We start from the raw sequence: 19,876 nt of genomic DNA, 5'->3' as shown, positions 1-19,876 counted from the left end.
TATTCATGGTCCGACCTGAGGCGCATCAATGGAAGCGATGAGTTTTGATGGAGCCATCTACTGAATCGATATGATGACGCGGTGGAGATCCGGCAGATCGAATGTTTCCTCGCCTGCGAGCAGGAAGGGTCGTTCACCGCCGCCGCGCGCACCCTGAATCTGGTGCAGTCGGCGGTGTCGACCAGCGTCGCCAAACTGGAGCGCGAACTCGGGGCGCGGCTGTTCGATCGCACCCCGCACGGGTTGCGACTCACCGACGCCGGGCGCGAGGCCGTGGCACCGGCCCGAATCATGTTGCGGGCCAGGCACGATATCGCCGACGGCATCGACCGGGCCCGGGGTCAGGTGCGGGGTGAGGTGGTGATCGGCAATTTCATGAATATCCACACCCTCGATTACGCGAACATCATCTCGGAACTGCGCGTGCGCTATCCGGAGGTGACTTTGCAAATGCGGCAGAACATTTCGGGAGTGCGCGGCAATATCGCCGGATTGCGCGACGGCAGTCTGGAGATCGCGCTGGTGGCCGGAATGAGCCAGGAGATCGACGGGCTGACGATGTATCCGATCAGCTCGGAGACCATCGTGCTGGGCACCGCGCCCGGCCATCCGCTGGCGGGCCGCCCCTTCGACGCGGCGGATCTGGCGGGTATCCGATTCATCGATTTCGCGCCCGGCTGGGGTATTCGCGGTGTGGCGGACGCATTGTTCCCCGAACGCGACAGCGTGATCGAAGTGGCCGATCAGATATTCGCGATGGAATTGGCCGCCAAGGATTTCGGCGTCCTGCTGATACCGCGTTCGACCGCCGAGACCACCGATTCGATCGTCTGGTCCGAACGCGCGGGCACGCCCATTCCCTGGCATCTCGCGGTCGCGCACGATGCCAACCGCACCCCGTCCAATGCCGCGCGCGTCGTCATCGAGGCGCTGTGCCGCCGCAATCGCTACTGAATCAATCGATCAGGTGCACCGAGCCGCTGCGGGTTTCGATGGCGACCGGTGCGGTCGCGCCGTCCTGGCGGGACCAGGTGCCGCGCACCTTGCCGGTGCGGAAGTCCTGCACCTGGCTGATCACCGCGGCGCTGGTGTCATCGGTCCAGGTGACCAGGAAGATGCCGGGTTCCACGGCGGCCACCGCCACCGGCGAGGTGGTCTTGCGCCCGGTATCGGCGGCCACATAGGTGAGCGTGCGCCCATCGCCGCCGAAGGTCGCGGTGCCGCCGGACCCGCTGTCATAGGTGAGTTGTACGGTCTTGCCGACCAATTCGGCGGGAATCGCGGCGGGCGCCAGACCCTCCGCCGATTCCGAGGGTGAGAGTTTGTGCGGCGGTGCGGGATCCGCGGCACAGGCCGCCGCCGCCAGCGCCACCGCCATGAGCGCCACGATCCCGAGTGTGCGACTCACCCCTGCTCCCTCCGCCCGCGCCGAACATTCGCCACAGAATGGCAATGCGTCGGCGATTGCATCGACAGACCAGTTCAACGCTGAAACTGGAGATATTGCCGACAGTTTGCCCGCTGTCGGCAACCGATGCAATGGCAGCGCGCCGGGCAAGCGCGAACCGGATTCAGCGGTTGCGGTGCCGGATTCAGCGGTTGCAGTGCCGCATTCAGCGGTTGCGGTGCCGCCCGAAACGCTGTGCGCGGCGCGCGAAATAGCGGCCGTCGATCTTGTCCAGCGCGATCGACTGCCGGAACGCCTCGCTCAGATTCTCGGCGGTGAGCACATCGGTGAGCAGACCCTGCGCCACCACACTGCCCTCATTGAGCAGCAGGCCGTGCGTGAACCCGGGCGGAATCTCCTCCACGTGATGGGTGACCAGCACCGTCGCGGGCGCGTCCGGATCGGCCGCCAGATCGCCGAGCCGCTCCACCAATTCCTCACGCCCGCCCAGATCCAGCCCGGCGGCGGGCTCATCGAGCAGCAGCAGTTCCGGATCGGTCATGAGCGCGCGGGCGATCAGCACCCGTTTGCGCTCACCCTCGGACAGCGTCCCGTAGGCGCGATCGGAAAGATGTTCCGCGCCCAGGCTTTCCAGAATGTCCACGGCGCGATCGGTATCGATGTCGTCATAGCGCTCCCGCCAGCGACCGAGTACCGCGTATCCGGCGGACACCACAAGATCGGACACCTTCTCATCGACCGGAATGCGCCCGGCGATCGCGGCCGAGGACAGGCCGATGCGCGGTCGTAGTTCGTTCATATCCACTTTGCCGAGGGTCTCCCCCAGCAGATTGGCGGCACCCGACGTGGGGAACATCTCGGCGGCGGCCATGCGCAGCAGTGATGTCTTGCCGGCGCCGTTGGGGCCCAGCACTACCCAGCGTTCGTCGAGTTCCACCTGCCAGGTGACCGGTCCGACGAGCGTATGGCCCGAACGTCGGACGGTGACATCGTTGAAGTCGATGAGCAGATCGGGATCCGGTTGCGGCACGGGGTCCATCTTGGCCCACCGCCCTGGACGCTCGTCAACGTGGTGGGAAAACTCGATGCGTGTCACCTTCTCCCGCACCGTATCCGGAGCTCGATCCGCGGGATAGCTCCGGTTCCTCGGGGCTGCGCGCATGACCCTGGCGGTGCCGGTTATGGGTGTGGCCACGACCGCGCGCGTCCTCGCCGGTGGAGCGGAACATGCGGGCCAGGAGCAGTGCCACCGGGATCGAGAGCACAACCCAGACAATGAGAACAATCAGCAGTGTCGTCATATCGTGTTTCCTCCTGCGGAAACTCGTGCACCGATCCTTCTCCTGCAGCTCGGTGAAGTCGATACCCCAGCGCACATAGGCCAGTGTGCGGACCGAACGGTTCGCGGCGTGGACACTTTCGGGCATTCGCCTTATTCAGTTCGGCGGTACCGCGATCACGGTGATCGAGCCGGGGGCCACCTCGGTGAATCCGGCGTCGCGCACCGCGATCGCGGTACCCTCGGCCACTCGCCGCAGCAACCGTGCCCAGTGCTCGGGGTCCGCGTCGGTCACAGTGCATCGGAAACCGCGTGTGGCCCAGGCATGCGCCTGCCCTACCGGCATGAACCCGGCCAGCAGCATGCTCGCGTGCCCTACCTGCGCGGCGGCCTTACCCACTGTCATACCCAATTTCGCATCGACCCATAGCGTGGGATACCCGGGATCGATCGAGATCGGTTCATCCACTTCCAATTCGGTGCCGCCGATCTGAAGGCGTTTGATCCGCGGGTCGATTTCTCCGACCGCGCCGGGAACCAGCGCCCGCGCCTGCGCGCCCTCGAATTCGACGGTCACCCCCGGCACCTCCTGCGCGGCCAGCCACTGCGCGCCGCGAGCCCGCCTGGCCACCTTGCGAATTCGGGAGCGCTTCCAGGTGAGGTAGCGCTCCTCCCATTCGCCGCCGTCGCCGACGCGCTCGTCCAGGCACAGCGCCACCACCGCCGTGGCGGCCGCCGCGAGCAGTGCGCTGCGGCGCGGCGGATCGATCTTCGGAATGTGCAGCACCATCTGCATGGCCTGCACCAGCGCCGGGTCCTCGGGATCGCCGCCACCGCCGTAGCCCTGTGCCAGTTCGGCGTGCCGGGCCACGAACCCGGCATCGATCGTGGATTCGACACTGGACACCGGCATCACACTCCTCATCGACACAACAACTCTGAGCCAGGGTAATCACTTTTCGAAAAGCACCGGCCCAGCCCCGATTACGTAACCTTCAGGTTCAGGGTGAAACGTTCGGCCGGATCGATGCCCTGTTCCCACGGCCGCCGGTATTCGAGCACCAGCCGGGTCGCGCCGGGAGCTTGCGCGGTGAACCGGAAGATCGCGGTGCCACCCACGCCGACCATGCCGTTGGGGCTCGGATCCTGTTCGTACTCCATACCCCCGTCCTGTTCGACGATGTTCCGGTCCAGTTCGGCCAGCTGCCACAGGTATCCGGTGGTGGGGTTGGCGGCCAGCTTCACGGTCAGGCCCTGACCCACCGTCAGCGGGATGTCCTTACCGTCCTGATCCTTGGCGGCGACGACCGGCTCGGGCACGTGACGGGCGGCGGAAGTGGTTGTGGTGGGCCGCACTTCATTCGGGTTGTCGTTACCACCGCATCCGGCCAGAGCCAGCCCGAGCATCACTACCGCCAGTGGTATGCGCATCCGCACGGACAGCCTCCCATCGTCGTGATCGAAGCATTGCGATCACGCTACCGACGGGAGGGCCGCCGATCGTGCAGGCGGCCCAACACGTTTTGGTGTCTAGCGGGGCAGCGGCACCCGGCGGATACCGCCGTCCTGGGCGTCGGCGGCCTCGAGTTCGGCGCGGGTGACGCCGAGGATGAACAGCACCGCGTCCAGGAACGGATGCGAGAGCGCGGTATCGGCGACCTCGCGCAGCGCGGGCTTGGCGTTGAAGGCGATGCCCAGACCCGCGGCATTGAGCATGTCGATATCGTTCGCGCCGTCACCGACCGCGACGGTCTGCTCCATCGCCACGCCCGATTCGGCGGCGAAGCGGCGCAGCATGACCGCTTTCGCGGCCCGGTCCACGATCTCGCCGACCACGCGGCCGGTGAGCTTGCCGTCCACGATCTCCAGGGTGTTGGCCTGGACGAAATCCAATTCCAGCTCGTGCGCGAGCGGTTCGATGACCTGACGGAAACCGCCGGACACCACACCGCAGCGGAAACCGATGCGGCGCAAGGTGCGAATGGTGGTGCGCGCGCCCGGGGTCAGCTCGATCTGATCGGCGACCTCGTCGATGACCGACGCGTCCAGCCCCTCCAGGGTGGCCACGCGCTGGCGCAGCGATTCCGCGAAATCGATCTCACCGCGCATGGCGGCCTCGGTGACGGCGCGCACCTCATCCTCGACACCGGCGTGCGCGGCCAGCATTTCGATGACCTCGCCCTGGATCAGCGTCGAGTCCACATCGAACACGATGAGCCGCTTGGACCGGCGCGCCAGTCCGGCCCGCTCGACCGCGATATCGACGCTCTCCTTGGCGGCCACCACGGCCAGCATGGTGCGCAATGTGGTCTCGGCCCCCGCCGCGGGCGGCACGGTGACCATGAGCTCGAGGCCCGTCACCGGATAGTCGGCGATACCGCGAATGGAATCGATATTCGCGCCCTGTTCGGCGAGCTTGCGCGAGATCGCGCTGAACGCGCGCGCGGTGACCGGACTGCCCAGCACCACCACGGCATGGGTCGACAGTCGCGCACCCGCGACCGAATCCGCCCCGATCTCCACATCGACGTTCATGCCGACGCTGGCCATCGCGTCCTCGAGCTGATCCTGCAAACCCTCCGGATCGCACGGACAGGACACCAGCACACCCAGCGTCAGCCGCCCCCGGATCACGACCTGCTCGACATCGAGCAGGCTGACGGCATTATTGGACAGCGCCGCGAGCAATACCGACGTCACGCCCGGCTTGTCGGGTCCGGTGACCGTGACCAGAACCGTCGTGTCAGACGTCGTGCTCAATCGAAACTCCCGTTCTCGCGACTCCCCCCGCATGACATGCGGCGAGGCGCGTCCATTCTGTCAGGTAAGTCGTCCCCGGCTCGCGCCGCCCACCGTCACGGACGTCACAGCGGCATGAGCGACCCGGCGGCCGGGTCGGCGAGCATATCGGCCGCGCGGCCGCGGATGTCACAACAGCTTCGCGGCACCGGAGCAGAGCTCGTCGAGGACCTGCGCCACCGGGCGGACCTCGGTGATCGCGCCGACACCGGTGCCCGCGTACACCGGAACGATGTCGCGGTCACCGGTGTCGAGCCCGGCGCCCAATTCGGTGCGGGCCTGATCGGGCAGATCACCGATGCGCTCGGACCAGCGGTCGGTGAAGGCATTGCGCAGCAGACGCGCGGGAAAGTGCGCCGGCCACGGCAATCCCTTGGCCACATCGAACAGCCGGGTGACGACCGCGTCCCGGCCCTGCGCCGCCACCATGGCCTGGCGCTCCGGCTCGGCGAGCAGGGATTCGGTGCAGGCGGCCAGACAGGTGCCCAGCCACGCCCCACTCGCCCCTGCGGCCAGGGCGACCGCGAGATCACGAGGGGTGGCGATACCGCCCGCGGCGAGCACCGGCACCGGCACCTCGGCCACAATCGATTCGAGCAGGGGCAGCGTCGCCACTTCCACCGCACCGTGGCCGCCGCCCTCCAAACCCCGCGCGACCAGCACATCCACCCCGGCGTCAGCCGCCCGGTGCGCGTCGTCGAGGCTGAAAACCTGTGTGGCCGCGAGGATTCCGGCCTCGTGCAGCCGCCCCACCCAGGACAGATCGGTACCGAAGCTCACCGAGATCAGGGTCGGACCTGCCGCGATGGCGGCGGGGAGTAGTTCGGGCTCCTTGCGAATCACCCAGTCCACCAGGCCGATTCCGAACGACCCCGACAACCCGTCGAGATGAGTCAGCTCGGCCGCGAGCGCGGCGGGCGATCCCGCACCGCCCATGCCGATCATGCCGAGTCCGCCCGCGCGGGTGACCGCCGCCGCGAATCGCCCGCCCGCGACGCCTCCCATGGGTGCGTTCACCACGGGTAACCGCAGTCCGATCGCCCGCGACCAGGCGGTGGACAGTTCGGGCTCCGGCATCGGATCGCGTTCGGTCACTCCACATTTCTATACCGGAATCGGCTGCCGCGGTCAGTCGTCCCTACCCCGGATACGCCGATGGCGGCCGTCGAAAGACGGCCGCCATCGCGGTGATTCGGGTCGGGCTGCTACTTGTCAGCCTTCTCCAGCTCGTGCACGGTGTGGGGCTTGGCGCCCCAGCCCACATGGGCTTCGGCACGCATGCGCTCGACCATGTGCGGGTAGTGCAGCTCGAAGGCCGGACGCTCGGAACGAATGCGCGGCAGCTCGTAGAAGTTGTGCCGCGGCGGCGGGCAGGAGGTCGCCCACTCCAGGGAGTTGCCGTAGCCCCACGGATCGTCGACCGTGACGACCTCGCCGTAGCGGTAGGACTTGAAGACGTTCCAGATGAACGGCAGCATCGACGAACCCAGGATGAAGGCACCGATGGTGGAGATGGTGTTCAGGGTCGTGAAGCCGTCGGTCGGCAGGTAGTCGGCGTAGCGGCGCGGCATACCTTCGTTACCCAGCCAGTGCTGCACCAGGAACGTGGTGTGGAAGCCGACGAACGTCGCCCAGAAGTGCCACTTGCCCAGACGCTCGTCCATCATGCGGCCGGTCATCTTCGGGAACCAGAAGTAGATGCCCGCGAAGGTCGCGAACACGATGGTGCCGAAGAGCACGTAATGGAAGTGCGCCACAACGAAGTACGTGTCCGAGACGTGGAAGTCGATCGGCGGGGCGGCCAGGATGACGCCCGACAGACCACCGAAGAGGAAGGTCACCAGGAAGCCGATGGACCACAGCATGGGCGTTTCGAAGGTCAGCTGACCCCGCCACATGGTGCCGATCCAGTTGAAGAACTTCACACCGGTCGGAACGGCGATCAAGAACGTCATGAACGAGAAGTACGGCAGCAGCACCGCGCCGGTGGCGTACATGTGGTGCGCCCACACGGCGATGGACAGCGCGGCGATACCGAGCGTCGCGTAAACCAGTGTGGTGTAACCGAAGATCGGCTTACGGCTGAAGACCGGGAAGATCTCCGACACGATGCCGAAGAACGGCAGCGCGATGATGTAGACCTCCGGGTGACCGAAGTACCAGAACAGGTGCTGGTAGAGCAGCGCACCGCCGTTCGCCGGGTCATAGATATGACCACCCAGGTGGCGGTCGTACGCCAGGCCGAACAGCGCCGCAGTCAGCAGCGGGAAGGCAAGCAGCACAAGCACACTGGTGACGGCGATATTCCAGGTGAAGATCGGCATCCGGAACATGGTCATACCCGGGCAGCGCAGGCAGACGACCGTGGTGAGCATGTTGACGCCACCGAGGATGGTGCCCAGACCGGACACGGCCAGACCCAGAATCCACAGGTCGGCGCCGACGCCCGGGGAGTGCACGATGTCGGACAGCGGGGTGTACGCGGTCCAGCCGAAGTCGGCCGCACCACCGGGGGTGATGAAACCGGCGGTGGCCATGGTGCCGCCGAACAGGTACAGCCAGTAGCTGAACGCGTTCAGACGCGGGAACGCCACATCGGGCGCGCCGATCTGCAACGGCAGGATGATGTTCGCGAAGCCGAACACGATCGCGGTCGCGTAGAACAGCAGCATGATCGTGCCGTGCATGGTGAACAGCTGATTGAACTGCTCGGGCGACAGGAACTGCATGCCCGGGCGAGCCAGCTCGGCGCGCATCAGCAGCGCCATGAGTCCGCCGACGAGGAAGAAGGACATGGCGGTCACGAGGTACATGACGCCCAGGACCTTCGGGTCCGTCGTGGTGACCATCTTGTAGATAAACGAACCCTTGGGACCCACCCGCTGTGGGTAGGGCCGAGCCGCCTCCACTTGACGGACTGGCTGTGGCTCTACGGCAGTCACAAATCCTCCTGAACAGGTGCCTACTGGTCGTTCGTACGCGGGTCTTCCGGCGTCCAGTTCGCTGCATGACGAACGACGGGGGGCCTAGCGCTTCAAGGATCGTAAACCGTGCTCCCACAGCGGTCGCGGGCTGGTCCTACTCTGTGTCGTAATTGGGTGTCGGGGTCGCCGGATGTACGCTGCCAGCCATGCCGGTGCGCGAGTCCGCTTCCACCCGAATCACGTTCGCCTCCACTGCCGCCCCCGTGCGCCGTTTGCGCACCTGGGGCGCTGTTCTGGCCGCTGCCGCGGTGCTACCGGCGGGTCTACTCGCGGGGTGTGGCAAGGGTACGGACGATGCCATGAGCTCGATCGTGCGCACCACGACCAATATCGCCGGGGCCGGCGTGGTGGGTCTGGAGCGCGATACCCGGGCCGCGTGCGCGCTGCCGAGTTCCCCCGACGCGACCGCGGGCACCGTCCCGGTCAACCACACCGCCGGAATCACCGAGGTGCCCGCCGACGCCAAACGCGTTGTGGTGCTGTCCACCGCCGCCCTGGACGCGGTCTGCGCACTGGGCCTGTGGGAGCGAGTCGTCGGGGCCGCAACGGTTTCCGGTCCCACCCCGCAACCCTCCTACCTGGGCACGGGCGTGCTGTTGATCCCCCCGGTCGGCACCGTCACCGCCCCGGACCCGGCGAAAGTGGCGGAGCTGAAACCGGATCTGATCCTCGGCTCCAGTGCGGACAGCGCGCAGTACGACGCGTTGAAGGCCATCGCCCCCACCGTGCTCGCGGGTTCGGAGAACGGCTGGCAGGCCGAGTTCAGCACCTACGGCGCGGCCCTGGATCGCAAGACCGCCGCCACCAAGGCTTTGGAGGATTACCGCACCGCCGCGCGCGACGCCGGAAACGCGCAGTCCGCCAGCCTGACCCAGGCGTCGGTGCTGCGCTTCGATCCGAAGGTCATCCAGGTGCAGGGCGGCAACAGCTTCGCCGGGCTCGTACTGGGCGATGCCGGGGTGCAGCGCCCGCCGTCCCAGCGCGGTAATTCCTACGATGTGGCGAGCCTGGGCAGCGAGACCGATCGCAACAAGGTCGAGGGCGACATCATCTTCCTGATGTTCGACGGCAAGGACGGTCAGCAGAACGCCGAATCGATCATGCACGGCGATGACTGGAAATCGCTGAGCGCGGTCACCGATCGCCGGGAATTCGTTGTCGAGGACAGCATTTGGCACGGTTCGGGCATTACCGCGGCCCGCGCGATCCTCGAGGATCTGAAGATGCTCAACGCCTATGTGAGCGACTGACTTGCTCCCCCGCCTCCCCGCGACTTCGGCGCACGGCTGAGAGCCGTATCACGCCATGCACGCGTAGCGCCGGTTGGGCAGGGCACCGATTTCGACGTACCCGGTGAGTTACCCGGATCTCACGAAATCAGTTGTCACGTCCCATATCCGAAACGAAGCCCGGCATCCGTGAATCGGAGTGCCGGGCTTCTTTCAGGAGATCCTAGAACTCCCAGTCCTCGTCTTCGGTGTTCACGGCCTTGCCGATGACGTAGCTGGAACCCGAGCCGGAGAAGAAGTCGTGGTTCTCGTCGGCGTTGGGCGAAAGCGCCGACAGGATGGCCGGATTGACGTCGCACTCGTCCTTGGGGAACAGGCCCTCGTAGCCGAGGTTCATCAGCGCCTTGTTGGCGTTGTAGCGCAGGAACTTCTTGACGTCCTCGGTGAGCCCGACCTCGTCGTACAGATCCTGGGTGTACTCGACCTCGTTCTCGTACAGCTCGAACAGCAGCTCGAAGGTGTACGCCTTGAGTTCGTCGCGCTCGGCCTGCGAGACCAGTTCCAGGCCCTTCTGGAACTTGTAGCCGATGTAGTAGCCGTGCACGGCCTCATCGCGAATGATCAGGCGGATCATATCGGCGGTGTTGGTGAGCTTGGCCCGCGAGGACCAGTGCATGGGCAGGTAGAAGCCGGAGTAGAACAGGAAGGACTCGAGCAGGGTGGAGGCCACCTTGCGCTTGAGCGGATCCTCGCCGTTGTAGTACTCGAGCACGATCTCGGCCTTGCGCTGCAGGTTCCGGTTCTCCTCGGACCAGCGGAAGGCCTCGTCGATCTCGCGGCTGGAGCACAGCGTGGAGAAGATCTGGCTGTAGCTCTTGGCGTGCACCGACTCCATGAAGGCGATGTTCGTCATGACGGCTTCTTCGTGCGGGGTCAGCGCATCCGGGATCAGGCTGACCGCGCCGACCGTGCCCTGGATGGTGTCCAGCAGCGTGAGGCCGGTGAAGACCCGCATGGTGAGCTGCTTCTCGCTGGGGGTCAGCGTGGCCCATGACGGAATATCATTGGAGACCGGCACTTTCTCCGGCAACCAGAAGTTTCCGGTGAGCCGGTCCCAGACCTCCGCGTCCTTGTCATCGATTACGCGGTTCCAGTTGATCGCCGATACCCGATCAATCACCTTGGTTACACGCATGGTCGTGTGGTCCACCGTCATCCTCTCAGCTCACCCATCCTCGTGGCTTGAACACTACTACTGGGGGAGAGCCTCAGTGCGCAGCACAAGCCCTTGTGTCTTCAACCGTCCGCCGATCAGATGCCGAGAACCAATTTCGCTGTCATGAAATAGATCACGAGCCCGGTCGCGTCGACCAGCGTGGTGACCATCGGGGCGGAGATCACAGCCGGATCGATGCGCAGTTTCTTGGCCAGCAGCGGCATGGTGCCGCCGATGGTCGCCGCCCAGCCGCAGATGACGATGAGCGTGATGCCCACCACCACACCGATTTTCGCGCCCACGAACATCCCGGCGATGAGCATGCCGACCACGGCCAGCATGCAGCCCAGCAGCAGGCCCACCCGGCATTCGCGCCAGATCACCTTGAACAGGTCCGACACCCGCACCTCACCGACCGCGAGCGCGCGCACGCAGGTGGTGGCGGCCTGCGCCCCCGCATTGCCGCCCGCGCCGATGAGCAGCGGAATGAACAGCGCCAGATGCGCGGCCTGTTCCAGGGTGCCCTCGAAGAAGTCGGTCACCGTGACCGTGAGGGTGGCCGCGACCAGCAGCAGCATCAGCCACAGCGCCCGGTAGCGCGCGAGCTGCAGGACGCCCGCCGCCATGTAATGACCGGCCCACGGCGTGGTGCCCGCCTGGCGCGCCACATCCTCGGAATCGGCGGCCTCGATGACCTCGATGGCATCGTCGATGGTGAGCAGGCCCACCAGCCGATCCTCACTGTCGACCACCGGCAGGTTGATCAGGTTGGCGCCCTGCATGAGCCGGGCCGCCTTCTCCGCCGAATCGGTGGCGCGCGCGTAAACCGGTTCGGAGACAACGAGATCGGCGATCATGGCATCGGGTGAGGAGAGCACCAGCTCACGCAGCTCCACGATGCCGATGAGGCGGCGGCCCGCGTCCACCACCGGCAGGGTGTAGACGGTTTCGGCGTTCGCGCCCTTGGCGCGCACGGTTTGCAGGGCCGCGGACACCGGCAGATTACGCGGCAGCGCAACGACTTCCGGCGTCATGTACAGCCCGACCGAGCCTTCGGGATAGCCCAGCAGGGTGGCGGTCATGCGACGCTCATCCGAACTCAGGCCCGCCAGCACCTTTTTGGCGACCTTGGCCGGAGCCTCACGCAACATGCGGGCGCGATCGTCGGGATCCATCTCCTCGACCAGATCGCGGAAGCTCTGATCGCGCAGACCGTGCAGGATCTGCTGCTGATCGATCGGTTCCAGCTCCTCGAACACATCGAGGGCGCGATCCTTGTCCAGCAGCCGGAAGGCCATCACCGCCGATACCGCGTCCATGCGCGCGAGTTCATCGGCGATGACATGCGGCGGATGATTGTCCAGCCATTCCATGGTCGCCGCCACATGATGGCAGTCGACGATATCGCGGAGCGAAACACCCTGTGCGCGTAGCGTTTCCACGGCGACGGGGCTGTTTTCGGGCAGCGTCGGGAGAACAGGGGGCAGCGTCGAGACGACGGGCAGATCGGTCTGCGTCATGGCGGAACCTCAGCCGGAAGGCGAGTCAAGGGTGAACGGATGGACACAAGTGGTCACACCGCGGGGCACCGACCCGTCGCAGCAGAGAACTACCGGCAGTACGAGGAGGCGGCGCCGCGCGGCCTTCGACTAGGGGGCTCGCTACGCATGCGACCCACCTCCTCGAAGCCGTCGTGCACCGATAAGAATCACCCGCCGAACCGCGGGTGTGCATAAGCATCCCTGTGCAGGATACAGCCCGTGGCGACGACCCGCCGCACGGTGTAGCGACACACGGCGCGGCGGGAGTCGAGGATCACAACCGTGCCCGGACCGGCGGTTCCGTGAGAGGCTCGATGACGGTGAATGAACGGCGCATAATTTTCCGATCATTTCGCGGTCACGACCGCACCCGATGCGTTGGGTGGGTGTCCGAAATGGCTTAATGTCTGGCCCTGTGCGCGTTTTGGTATTGGAGGACGACCAGCAACTCGGTCGTGAGGTGACCGATGGGTTGCGGTCGGCGGGGTTCGCGGTGGACCACGCCTTCGATATCGCCGACGCCGATTTCAAGATAACCATCAACACCTACGACTGCCTGGTCGTGGATCGCGGCCTGCCCGACGGCGACGGCCTGGATCTGGTCGCCGGGGCGCGCCACGCCGGGCACACCATGCCCGCGCTCATGCTCACCGGCCGGGACGGGCTGGACGACCGCCTCGCCGGATTCGAACAGGGCGCGGACGACTATCTGACCAAACCCTTCGCCCTGCCCGAACTGGTGATGCGGGTGCGCGCGCTGTGCCGCCGCCGCGATCAGCCCACCGCCGCCCGAATCACGGTGGCGGACATCGATATCGACCTCATGCGCCGCCGGGTCACCCGCGCGGGCATCATGCTCGCGTTGACGCCCAAGGAATTCGCCGTGCTCGAACTCATGGCGACCCGGCTCGGCAGCGTGGTGACCCGCACCGATCTCATCGAATGCTGCTGGGACGAAATGGCCGAGCCCGCATCGAATGTGGTGGACGCGGTGGTGGCCAAGCTGCGCCGCAAGCTCGGTGAGCCGTGCGTGATCGAAACCGTGCGTGGCACCGGCTTTCTCCTGGGCGGGGTGGCGTGAATTCGCATCGCTCCCCCGCCGTGGCGCGACTGCGGCGGGCGCGCTGGCTGATGACCGGACTGGTCACCATCATCACCGCCACCACCGTGCTGGTGCTCGGATGCGTTGCCGCCACCATAGATTCGCACGCACGCACCATCGAAGCCGATCGACAGGTCGAGAAGGTGGCGGGCGGTCTGGCCCGCGCCATCCAGCACGATGAGAAGAACACCCTGGATCTGTCCACGGTGATCGACGACGAACTGGCGCAGGGCGGCACCGGGGTCGTCGTACTGGTGCGCGAGCAGGGCCAGCCGTGGAAACAGACGCACACCTATCAGCGCTCGCTGATGCCCGCCGACAGCGAACTGTCCACGCTGGCAACGCAGGTCGAGGACAATTCCGAAGGCACGCTGTACAAATCGCTGCTGCGGAAATCGACCGCCATCACCGGCCGCCCGGTCACCGTCTCGGGAACCCCTGTCTACTGGACGGATTGGGACAATATCGTCGTCATCCTGGCCGCGGACGATGCCATGGACAACCCGGACGACCATCTGATGCTGGTGTGGGCCTTGCTGATCGGCGGCACCCTGCTGGTGCTGGCCGCCACCGCCGTCGCCTATCTGCTCTCGGGCCGCAGTCAGCGCCAGGCCCTGCACATGCTCGATGAGCACGAACAGTTCCTCGGCGACGCCGCGCACGAATTGCGCACGCCCCTCACGACTTTGAAACTGCTCACCGAATCCCGCCCGAAACCCGATGAGGTGCAGCAGACCCTGGCCGAGGCCCGAAAACTCGCCGACCGGATGGCCCGCCTGGTCACCGGTCTGCTCGCGCGCGCCCGAATGCAAACCGGCATAGCCGAACCCGAGCGCACCATGCTGCGCCTGGACCAGCTCGCCGAGGCCGTCGCCGAGGAAGCGGCCGATGACCGCATCGTGGTCACCGCGCATCCGTCGGTGGTGGTCGGCGATCCGCAACTGCTGAGCCTGGCCATCCGGAACATGCTGGAGAACGGTCTCACCCACGGTGCGGTCAACCGTGCCGCCCCGGTGGAGATCCATATCGCCGAGGGCCGGGTGAGCGTGCGCGATCACGGCCCCGGCGTGGATCCGGTCATGTCCGCCAGCCCTTTCAATCGCGGGTCGGCGGGCCGCACCGGCCGCAATGGCATTGGATTGGCCCTGGTCGCGTGGGTGGCGCAGGCGCACGGCGGCAATGCCGCCATCGAGCCCGCGGTGGGCGGCGGCACCATCGCCACGCTGTGGCTGCCCCCGGCCGATATCACCGTCGGGGTTCCGGCCCGATAGTCCGCTTACCGCGATGCGACGGCTCGGGCGGCGTAATCTGGGGCTGCCATGACTCTGCAATCGCTGACGATGATCCGGCACGGTGAGAGTGCGAGCAATGCCGCCGCCGCACTGCTCGCGGGCACCGACGCCGAGGAATTCGGGGACGGCACAAGGGATCCCGATGTGCCGCTGACCGATCTCGGGCGCCGGCAGGCCACGGCGATCGGGGCCTGGCTGGCCGGGCAGTCCGATCGCGAATGGACGGTGCTGTGCTCACCGTATCGTCGGGCTCGCGAAACCGCTTCCCTCGCACTGGAATTCATCGGACCCGCGGCGGTGCGAATCGATGAGCGGTTGCGGGACCGGGATATCGGGACGCTGCAGGGACTCACCGATCTGGGCTGGCGGCGGCGCTATCCCGGCGAGCAGGCGCGGCGGGAACGATTGGGGCGCTTCTACTATCGCCCGCCGGGCGGGGAATCCTGGACCGATGTGGCATTGCGGCTGCGCACGCTACTGCCCGAATTGGACGGGCATGTGCTCATCTTCGCCCATGACATCGTGGTGGTCATGGCGCGGTACATCATCGAGGGACTCGATGAGCAGGCCATCCTCGCGATCGAACGGAATCAGATCCGCAACGGGTCCATCAGCCGCTGGGCGCGCACCGGCGCGGGGCTCACCCGCGTCGATTACAACGCGACGGCGCATCTGGATCGGCTGGACGGTCGGGTTTTGTGAGATGTCACCGAATCGCCGGGCCGACATTGCGGCGGATCACAGCTCGCGGCCAACTTCCCCCTCTGCGGGCCGTCATACGTTAGCGTTTCGTTACCGGAGGGTTAGCCCCCGGTAGTGGAAGGAGCGCTATGGCCGTCGAGATTCCGGCCCGCGCCGGGCTTATCGTCTCGGGAACCCCCATGTCCTCGCCACTGCAGGACGTCGGTCCGCTGGCACGGCATATGGTCGGGCATTTCGTGGAGACCGTCGCACCCTGCGGCACCCTGCCCGGCGATGCCATTCACGGTGACGTCACCGCCATCACCCGCATGTGCCTGGAACTGGCCGTGGGCATGCTGGACGGGAAAGACCTGCCGGAGAAGACCAAGCGGCTAGAGGAGGCCGCCGCGCAGTGGGCGCGCGAGGGCATCCCCATCGACACCATCCATCACGCCATCCACGAGGGTTTCAAGATCGGCTCGGATCTGGTGATCGCCAATGCCATGTCCCGGCATATGCGACAGGACAGTCCGGACGGGGATGTCGAACTGGTGGTCGCGGCCGGGGATATGGAGAGCATCATCGGCGGCGCCGCCATGGTGGTGGAACTGCTGGACCGGATGACCTGCGCGGTCTCACTCGCCTACGTGCGAGAACTGCGCTCGGTGGTCAGCGAACACCACACCGCGGTGCACACCCTCACCTCGGCGCTGCTCGGCGGGCACAGCACCTCGACCATGGCGCGCGAATGCGGTATCGAGATCGCGGAATCGTATTACGTACTGGCGGTGTCGATTCCGGAGCATCCGGAGGAGCACTCACCGACCGTGGAGGGCGCGGTGGTGGCGCGGCGCAAACTGCGACGGCTACAGGCGGAACTCGCGCACGGATACGCCGCCAAGGTGCTGTCGCTGCTGAGCGTGGACGGCGGCACCATCCTGGTGCCGGCCGACGCGCTGGCCGACGATCAACTCGACGAGCTCATCGAACGACTATCGCGGGCGGCCCGGGTACCGATCGCGGCGACCATGATTTCCGCTACGCCGCAGGGGATTCCGGACGCCGCCGATCAGGCGCACGAACTGCTCGATATCGTGCACCGGCTGCGGCTCACCCGCGGGCTGTTCCGCTTCGACGAACTCGCGCTGGAATATCAGCTCACCCGGCCCGGTCCGGGCCGCGATCATCTGGGCTCACTGCTCGATCCGCTGGATCTGCATCCGGAGCTGCTCGAGACGCTGCGCACGCATATCAGCAATAACCTCAATCGCCAGCGCACGGCGCGAATCCTGCACGTGCACACCAATACCGTGGATTACCGGCTCAAACGGATCGGGCAGTTGACGGGCTTCGACCCGACGCAGGCCGCAGGGCTGTGGTACCTGCGGTCCGCGTTGGTCGCCCGGACGTATCAGGCGGGGTGAGTCACGCGCAATTGCTGACCACGGGCTTATCGGTGAGCCTGGCCTCGAGCCAGGACACCGCGGCGGGCAGGCCGAGCACGGCCGCCGTCAGATGATCGGGCACCGGCACCTGTTCGGACCAGACCTTCACCCCCGAGGCGCAATACCGGTGGATGGTGTCCACCACGGCATCGATCGGAATCAACCCGTCGATCGGTGAATGCCATTCGAACACCGGCATATTCGGCACACCCGGGTACAGCTGCAGGCTGTTCTCCTCCACCACGCCGCGCGCGGTCGGATCCTCGGTCATGATGGTGGTCTTGGCGACATCCATGGCGCCCACCCCCGCCCCCGCGGTGAGAATATCGTTGGTGCAGCTGTTCGCGAGCTTGTCCCGAATGGCCAGACCGCGATCATTGAGCTGCGCGCTGATCGGGAAACGATCCGGATACTCGCGCTCCAGGCCCAGACCCGCCGCCATCGCCAGGCCGAACACCGGATGCCGGTTCAGGCCCATGGCCTCCAGCATGGTCACCAGATTCATCGGCACGCCGCCCATGGCCGCACCGGCGATATGCAATTCGGGGGCATAGGACTGGGCCAGCGCCGCCGCCCACGCGGTCGCCATCCCGCCGCCCGAATAACCCGCCATGGCGACGGGGCTGTGCTGCACCTTCAATTCCGGGACGCGCTGCGCCGCGCGGATGCCGTCCAGGGTGATCTGACCGCCGAGTTTGGCCGCGCCATAGGCGAAGTGGGGTCCGAGGTGGTCCGGCAGCGCGATGCTCCAGCCGCGCTGCAGCACCACATTCCACGCGGGAGCCTCGCGCATCATCAGATTCGGATCACTGGTGTAGAGCACGCGCGAGACCGCGCACTGCGAACCCAGGCCGTTGATGATCTGCTGCAGGGACAGCATGGGCGCGTCCGCGGCGCGATTGCGCGGGGACAGCACGGTGGTGGTGGCCGCGATGGGCTGACCCTCGGAACTGGTGGATCGGAATTCCACCAGGCTGATATCGGTATTGGGGAATTGCGGCAGCGCGGGCATGGGGCGCACGGCGAGCACATCGCCCGGCTGGTGGTTGCCAATATCGGCGGGCGCGGCGTAGAACGGGTCCGGGTCCGCGATCGGGTAGACCGGTCCGGCGGCCGCCACCGCCGGGGCGAAAGCACATCCCACCGCGAGGAGCGCCGCTAGTCGTAGTCGATGTCGGTGGTGAGTTCGAATCCTCATCCGGGTCTCTTCCTCTCTCCGGCTGAACGCAGGATCTCCCCGCGCAGCCTAGAGCGAAAGCGCATGGGTCCGGGAGAGCTGCGGAAAACCTTCCGAAAGATCACAACGGCTCTCGAAAGTTGTTGTGAGCAACGGCCATTCCAGTTCCGACAAATGACAAGAGGAGTCGCGACGGGCTCGTGAACCTTCCAAGCACCCCGCGGAATCGCCTCCCATGCAACAGGTTCCAGTTACGGTCGGTTACAGGAACAATCCGATGGGGAGCCGAGATGACCAGCACCACCGAGAGCACAAGCATCACCGCAGGCAGGCCCGTATACGACAGCTCCGGCGCAGCCCTCACCCACCGCGTCACCGTCTACCTCGGCGGACCCGACGACGGTGCGGAACTGGCCATGGAATACGCGGCCACCTGGCCCGAGGCCGCCGCCTTCGCCGCGGCCGCGGTGCGGGCCGGACTCATCGTCACCGTCGACGGCCGCATTCGGCCCGGTCTGCGCCGGCTACCCCGGAACGGCCTGCGGCACTAGCGCGGTCGCCAGCGTCTGCCAGGCCGGGCCGAGTTCGGCCGAGAAATCGGCCCAGCCGTGAATTCCGGTGTCCTCGAAATGCACGGTGGCCGGAATTCCCAGATCGCTCAGATGTTTCGCGAACAGTTCGGTGCACAACCGGGCGCCCGCCTCCAGCACCACACCGCCGCCGGCTTCCTGCAGCGCCTTCACCGGATCCGGTGCGCGCACCAGGTCGGTCATATCCGGGACCGTCGGTATTCCGGTATTGGCCGATAGGTGAATAACCATGCCGCGCAGGGCCTCCGCACCCAGGGTGCTGTCATGCGTACGCCATTCCTTACTTCCCGGCGGACCCCACAGATTGACCACATTCCCACCGCGCGAGGCCACCGTCAGCGTGGTGGCCGCCGAACCCGCGCTGTCCATCGTGGAATAGCAACCGCTCATTCCCGCGACGGCCCGGTAGAAACCGGGATGCCGATGCGCGAGCATCATCGCGCCCTGCGCGCCCATCGATACGCCCGCGATGGCGCGACGGCCGTTCGAATTCAGATAGGGCTCGATGACACCGGGCAATTCCCCGGTCAGAAAGGTTTCCCAGCGGTTCCAGCCCAACACCGCGTCCGGCCGCTGCCAATCGCTGTACATACTGCCGGTGCCGCCGGACGGCAGCACCACATCGACCGGTTTGTCGGCGAAGAACTCGGCCGCGCCGCCCTTGGTGAGCCAATCCGAAACCTGTTCGGCGTCAACACCATCGAGTAGATAGAGGGTGGCTCGCGGACCGGTTCCGGTGCCGCGCAACACATCCACCGCCACCGCCCGGTCCATGGCCGCGGAAGCGACGAATACCCGCTCCCAATGCGGTCCTATGGGCTCGACCCGAATAACGTTCGACCGCAGCGCGATCGGCGCCGATGAGCCGTCGACACCGCCCGCGGGCAGCCCCGCCGCCAAGGCCAGCGCTACCGCCACCCCCACTCCCGCACGGCGCAGCAGCGCACCCTTCGGCATCCGCTTCTCGGTCGTTCCGTTCGATTCCCGAACCACGGGGGCTCTCCTCACAGCGGCCCTCGCATACCGAACCGGATCTGGAGTTGATTTGCGGAAACCCGCCGAGCGGCTGCGAGGTGTGCTGCTCGGCGGGTGGGTACCCGGTATCTCCGCGGCTACGCCGCACCGGACTTCCG

At 66.3% G+C, this 19,876-nt stretch carries 19 protein-coding genes; 7 read left to right on the top strand and 12 right to left on the bottom strand.

Going from position 1 to position 19,876, the window contains the following annotated elements; all coding sequences use genetic code 11:
- The first annotated feature begins 81 nt into the window (after positions 1-81).
- Positions 82-954, top strand: coding sequence for a LysR family transcriptional regulator (locus AB0L82_RS02765; RefSeq protein WP_364629984.1), 873 nt, complete (start codon positions 82-84; stop codon positions 952-954).
- A gap of 1 nt (position 955) precedes the next feature.
- On the opposite strand, the gene AB0L82_RS02760 is transcribed toward AB0L82_RS02765, so the two are convergent.
- The 8 genes from AB0L82_RS02760 to ctaD all read right to left on the bottom strand — a co-directional run bounded on the left by AB0L82_RS02760 (position 956) and on the right by ctaD (position 8,428).
- Entirely contained in the window at positions 956-1,408 is a 453-nt protein-coding gene (locus AB0L82_RS02760) for a MoaF N-terminal domain-containing protein (RefSeq protein ID WP_364629981.1), read from the bottom strand.
- A gap of 205 nt (positions 1,409-1,613) precedes the next feature.
- Positions 1,614-2,447 carry an ABC transporter ATP-binding protein gene (locus AB0L82_RS02755; protein ID WP_364629979.1) on the bottom strand — a complete coding sequence of 278 codons (834 nt, stop codon included), beginning with the start codon at positions 2,445-2,447 and terminating at the stop codon, positions 1,614-1,616.
- 25 nt (positions 2,448-2,472) lie between these two features.
- Complete coding sequence (locus tag AB0L82_RS02750; protein ID WP_364629977.1) at positions 2,473-2,835, bottom strand: hypothetical protein; 363 nt, start codon at positions 2,833-2,835, stop codon at positions 2,473-2,475.
- 9 nt (positions 2,836-2,844) lie between these two features.
- Positions 2,845-3,600: a peptidyl-tRNA hydrolase gene (locus tag AB0L82_RS02745; protein WP_364629974.1), complete on the bottom strand. Its 756-nt coding sequence runs from the start codon at positions 3,598-3,600 to the stop codon at positions 2,845-2,847.
- 71 nt (positions 3,601-3,671) lie between these two features.
- Positions 3,672-4,118 (bottom strand): protease inhibitor I42 family protein, encoded by a 447-nt coding sequence (locus AB0L82_RS02740; protein ID WP_364629971.1) that lies wholly within the window; start codon positions 4,116-4,118, stop codon positions 3,672-3,674.
- Positions 4,119-4,217: 99 nt separating this feature from the next.
- Positions 4,218-5,480, bottom strand: coding sequence for a phosphoserine phosphatase SerB (gene serB / locus AB0L82_RS02735; RefSeq protein WP_364629968.1), 1,263 nt, complete (start codon positions 5,478-5,480; stop codon positions 4,218-4,220).
- A 135-nt stretch (positions 5,481-5,615) separates the two neighbouring features.
- Positions 5,616-6,563 carry a nitronate monooxygenase gene (locus AB0L82_RS02730; RefSeq protein ID WP_364632734.1) on the bottom strand — a complete coding sequence of 316 codons (948 nt, stop codon included), beginning with the start codon at positions 6,561-6,563 and terminating at the stop codon, positions 5,616-5,618.
- A gap of 128 nt (positions 6,564-6,691) precedes the next feature.
- Positions 6,692-8,428: a cytochrome c oxidase subunit I gene (gene ctaD, locus AB0L82_RS02725; protein ID WP_364629965.1), complete on the bottom strand. Its 1,737-nt coding sequence runs from the start codon at positions 8,426-8,428 to the stop codon at positions 6,692-6,694.
- A gap of 188 nt (positions 8,429-8,616) precedes the next feature.
- Between ctaD and AB0L82_RS02720 the strand changes: the two genes are divergently transcribed.
- Positions 8,617-9,720: an ABC transporter substrate-binding protein gene (locus tag AB0L82_RS02720; RefSeq protein WP_364629962.1), complete on the top strand. Its 1,104-nt coding sequence runs from the start codon at positions 8,617-8,619 to the stop codon at positions 9,718-9,720.
- Between the two features lie 202 nt (positions 9,721-9,922).
- Here the strand turns inward: AB0L82_RS02720 and nrdF are convergent, their stop codons facing one another.
- The gene (gene nrdF, locus AB0L82_RS02715) at positions 9,923-10,894 is read right to left on the bottom strand and encodes a class 1b ribonucleoside-diphosphate reductase subunit beta (protein ID WP_364629959.1); all 972 of its coding nucleotides are present in this window, start codon (positions 10,892-10,894) and stop codon (positions 9,923-9,925) included.
- A gap of 116 nt (positions 10,895-11,010) precedes the next feature.
- On the bottom strand, positions 11,011-12,435 hold the full coding sequence (gene mgtE, locus AB0L82_RS02710) for a magnesium transporter (RefSeq protein ID WP_364629956.1): 1,425 nt from the start codon (positions 12,433-12,435) through the stop codon (positions 11,011-11,013).
- A gap of 436 nt (positions 12,436-12,871) precedes the next feature.
- On the opposite strand from mgtE, the gene AB0L82_RS02705 reads away from it, so the two are divergent.
- From AB0L82_RS02705 to AB0L82_RS02690, 4 genes are all read left to right on the top strand, one after another.
- Positions 12,872-13,537 (top strand): response regulator transcription factor, encoded by a 666-nt coding sequence (locus AB0L82_RS02705; protein ID WP_364629953.1) that lies wholly within the window; start codon positions 12,872-12,874, stop codon positions 13,535-13,537.
- The gene (locus tag AB0L82_RS02700) at positions 13,534-14,829 is read left to right on the top strand and encodes a HAMP domain-containing sensor histidine kinase (protein WP_364629950.1); all 1,296 of its coding nucleotides are present in this window, start codon (positions 13,534-13,536) and stop codon (positions 14,827-14,829) included. The genes AB0L82_RS02705 and AB0L82_RS02700 overlap by 4 nt, the downstream gene beginning before the upstream one ends.
- A gap of 48 nt (positions 14,830-14,877) precedes the next feature.
- Positions 14,878-15,552 (top strand): histidine phosphatase family protein, encoded by a 675-nt coding sequence (locus AB0L82_RS02695; RefSeq protein ID WP_364629947.1) that lies wholly within the window; start codon positions 14,878-14,880, stop codon positions 15,550-15,552.
- Positions 15,553-15,680: 128 nt separating this feature from the next.
- Positions 15,681-16,955 carry a helix-turn-helix domain-containing protein gene (locus tag AB0L82_RS02690; protein ID WP_364629944.1) on the top strand — a complete coding sequence of 425 codons (1,275 nt, stop codon included), beginning with the start codon at positions 15,681-15,683 and terminating at the stop codon, positions 16,953-16,955.
- A gap of 1 nt (position 16,956) precedes the next feature.
- Here the strand turns inward: AB0L82_RS02690 and AB0L82_RS02685 are convergent, their stop codons facing one another.
- On the bottom strand, positions 16,957-18,174 hold the full coding sequence (locus tag AB0L82_RS02685; protein WP_364629941.1) for a lipase family protein: 1,218 nt from the start codon (positions 18,172-18,174) through the stop codon (positions 16,957-16,959).
- 269 nt (positions 18,175-18,443) lie between these two features.
- On the opposite strand from AB0L82_RS02685, the gene AB0L82_RS02680 reads away from it, so the two are divergent.
- Complete coding sequence (locus AB0L82_RS02680) at positions 18,444-18,704, top strand: hypothetical protein (protein ID WP_364629938.1); 261 nt, start codon at positions 18,444-18,446, stop codon at positions 18,702-18,704.
- Here the strand turns inward: AB0L82_RS02680 and AB0L82_RS02675 are convergent.
- The gene (locus tag AB0L82_RS02675) at positions 18,678-19,736 is read right to left on the bottom strand and encodes an alpha/beta hydrolase family protein (protein ID WP_364629935.1); all 1,059 of its coding nucleotides are present in this window, start codon (positions 19,734-19,736) and stop codon (positions 18,678-18,680) included. The two genes, AB0L82_RS02680 and AB0L82_RS02675, sit on opposite strands and share 27 nt — an antisense overlap.
- Positions 19,737-19,876 lie beyond the last annotated feature (140 nt).

The organism is Nocardia sp. NPDC052001, assembly GCF_040680615.1.
GTDB lineage: Bacteria > Actinomycetota > Actinomycetes > Mycobacteriales > Mycobacteriaceae > Nocardia.
Note: the sequence above shows the minus strand (reverse complement) of the source record. Positions and strands in the feature narration are given on the sequence as shown.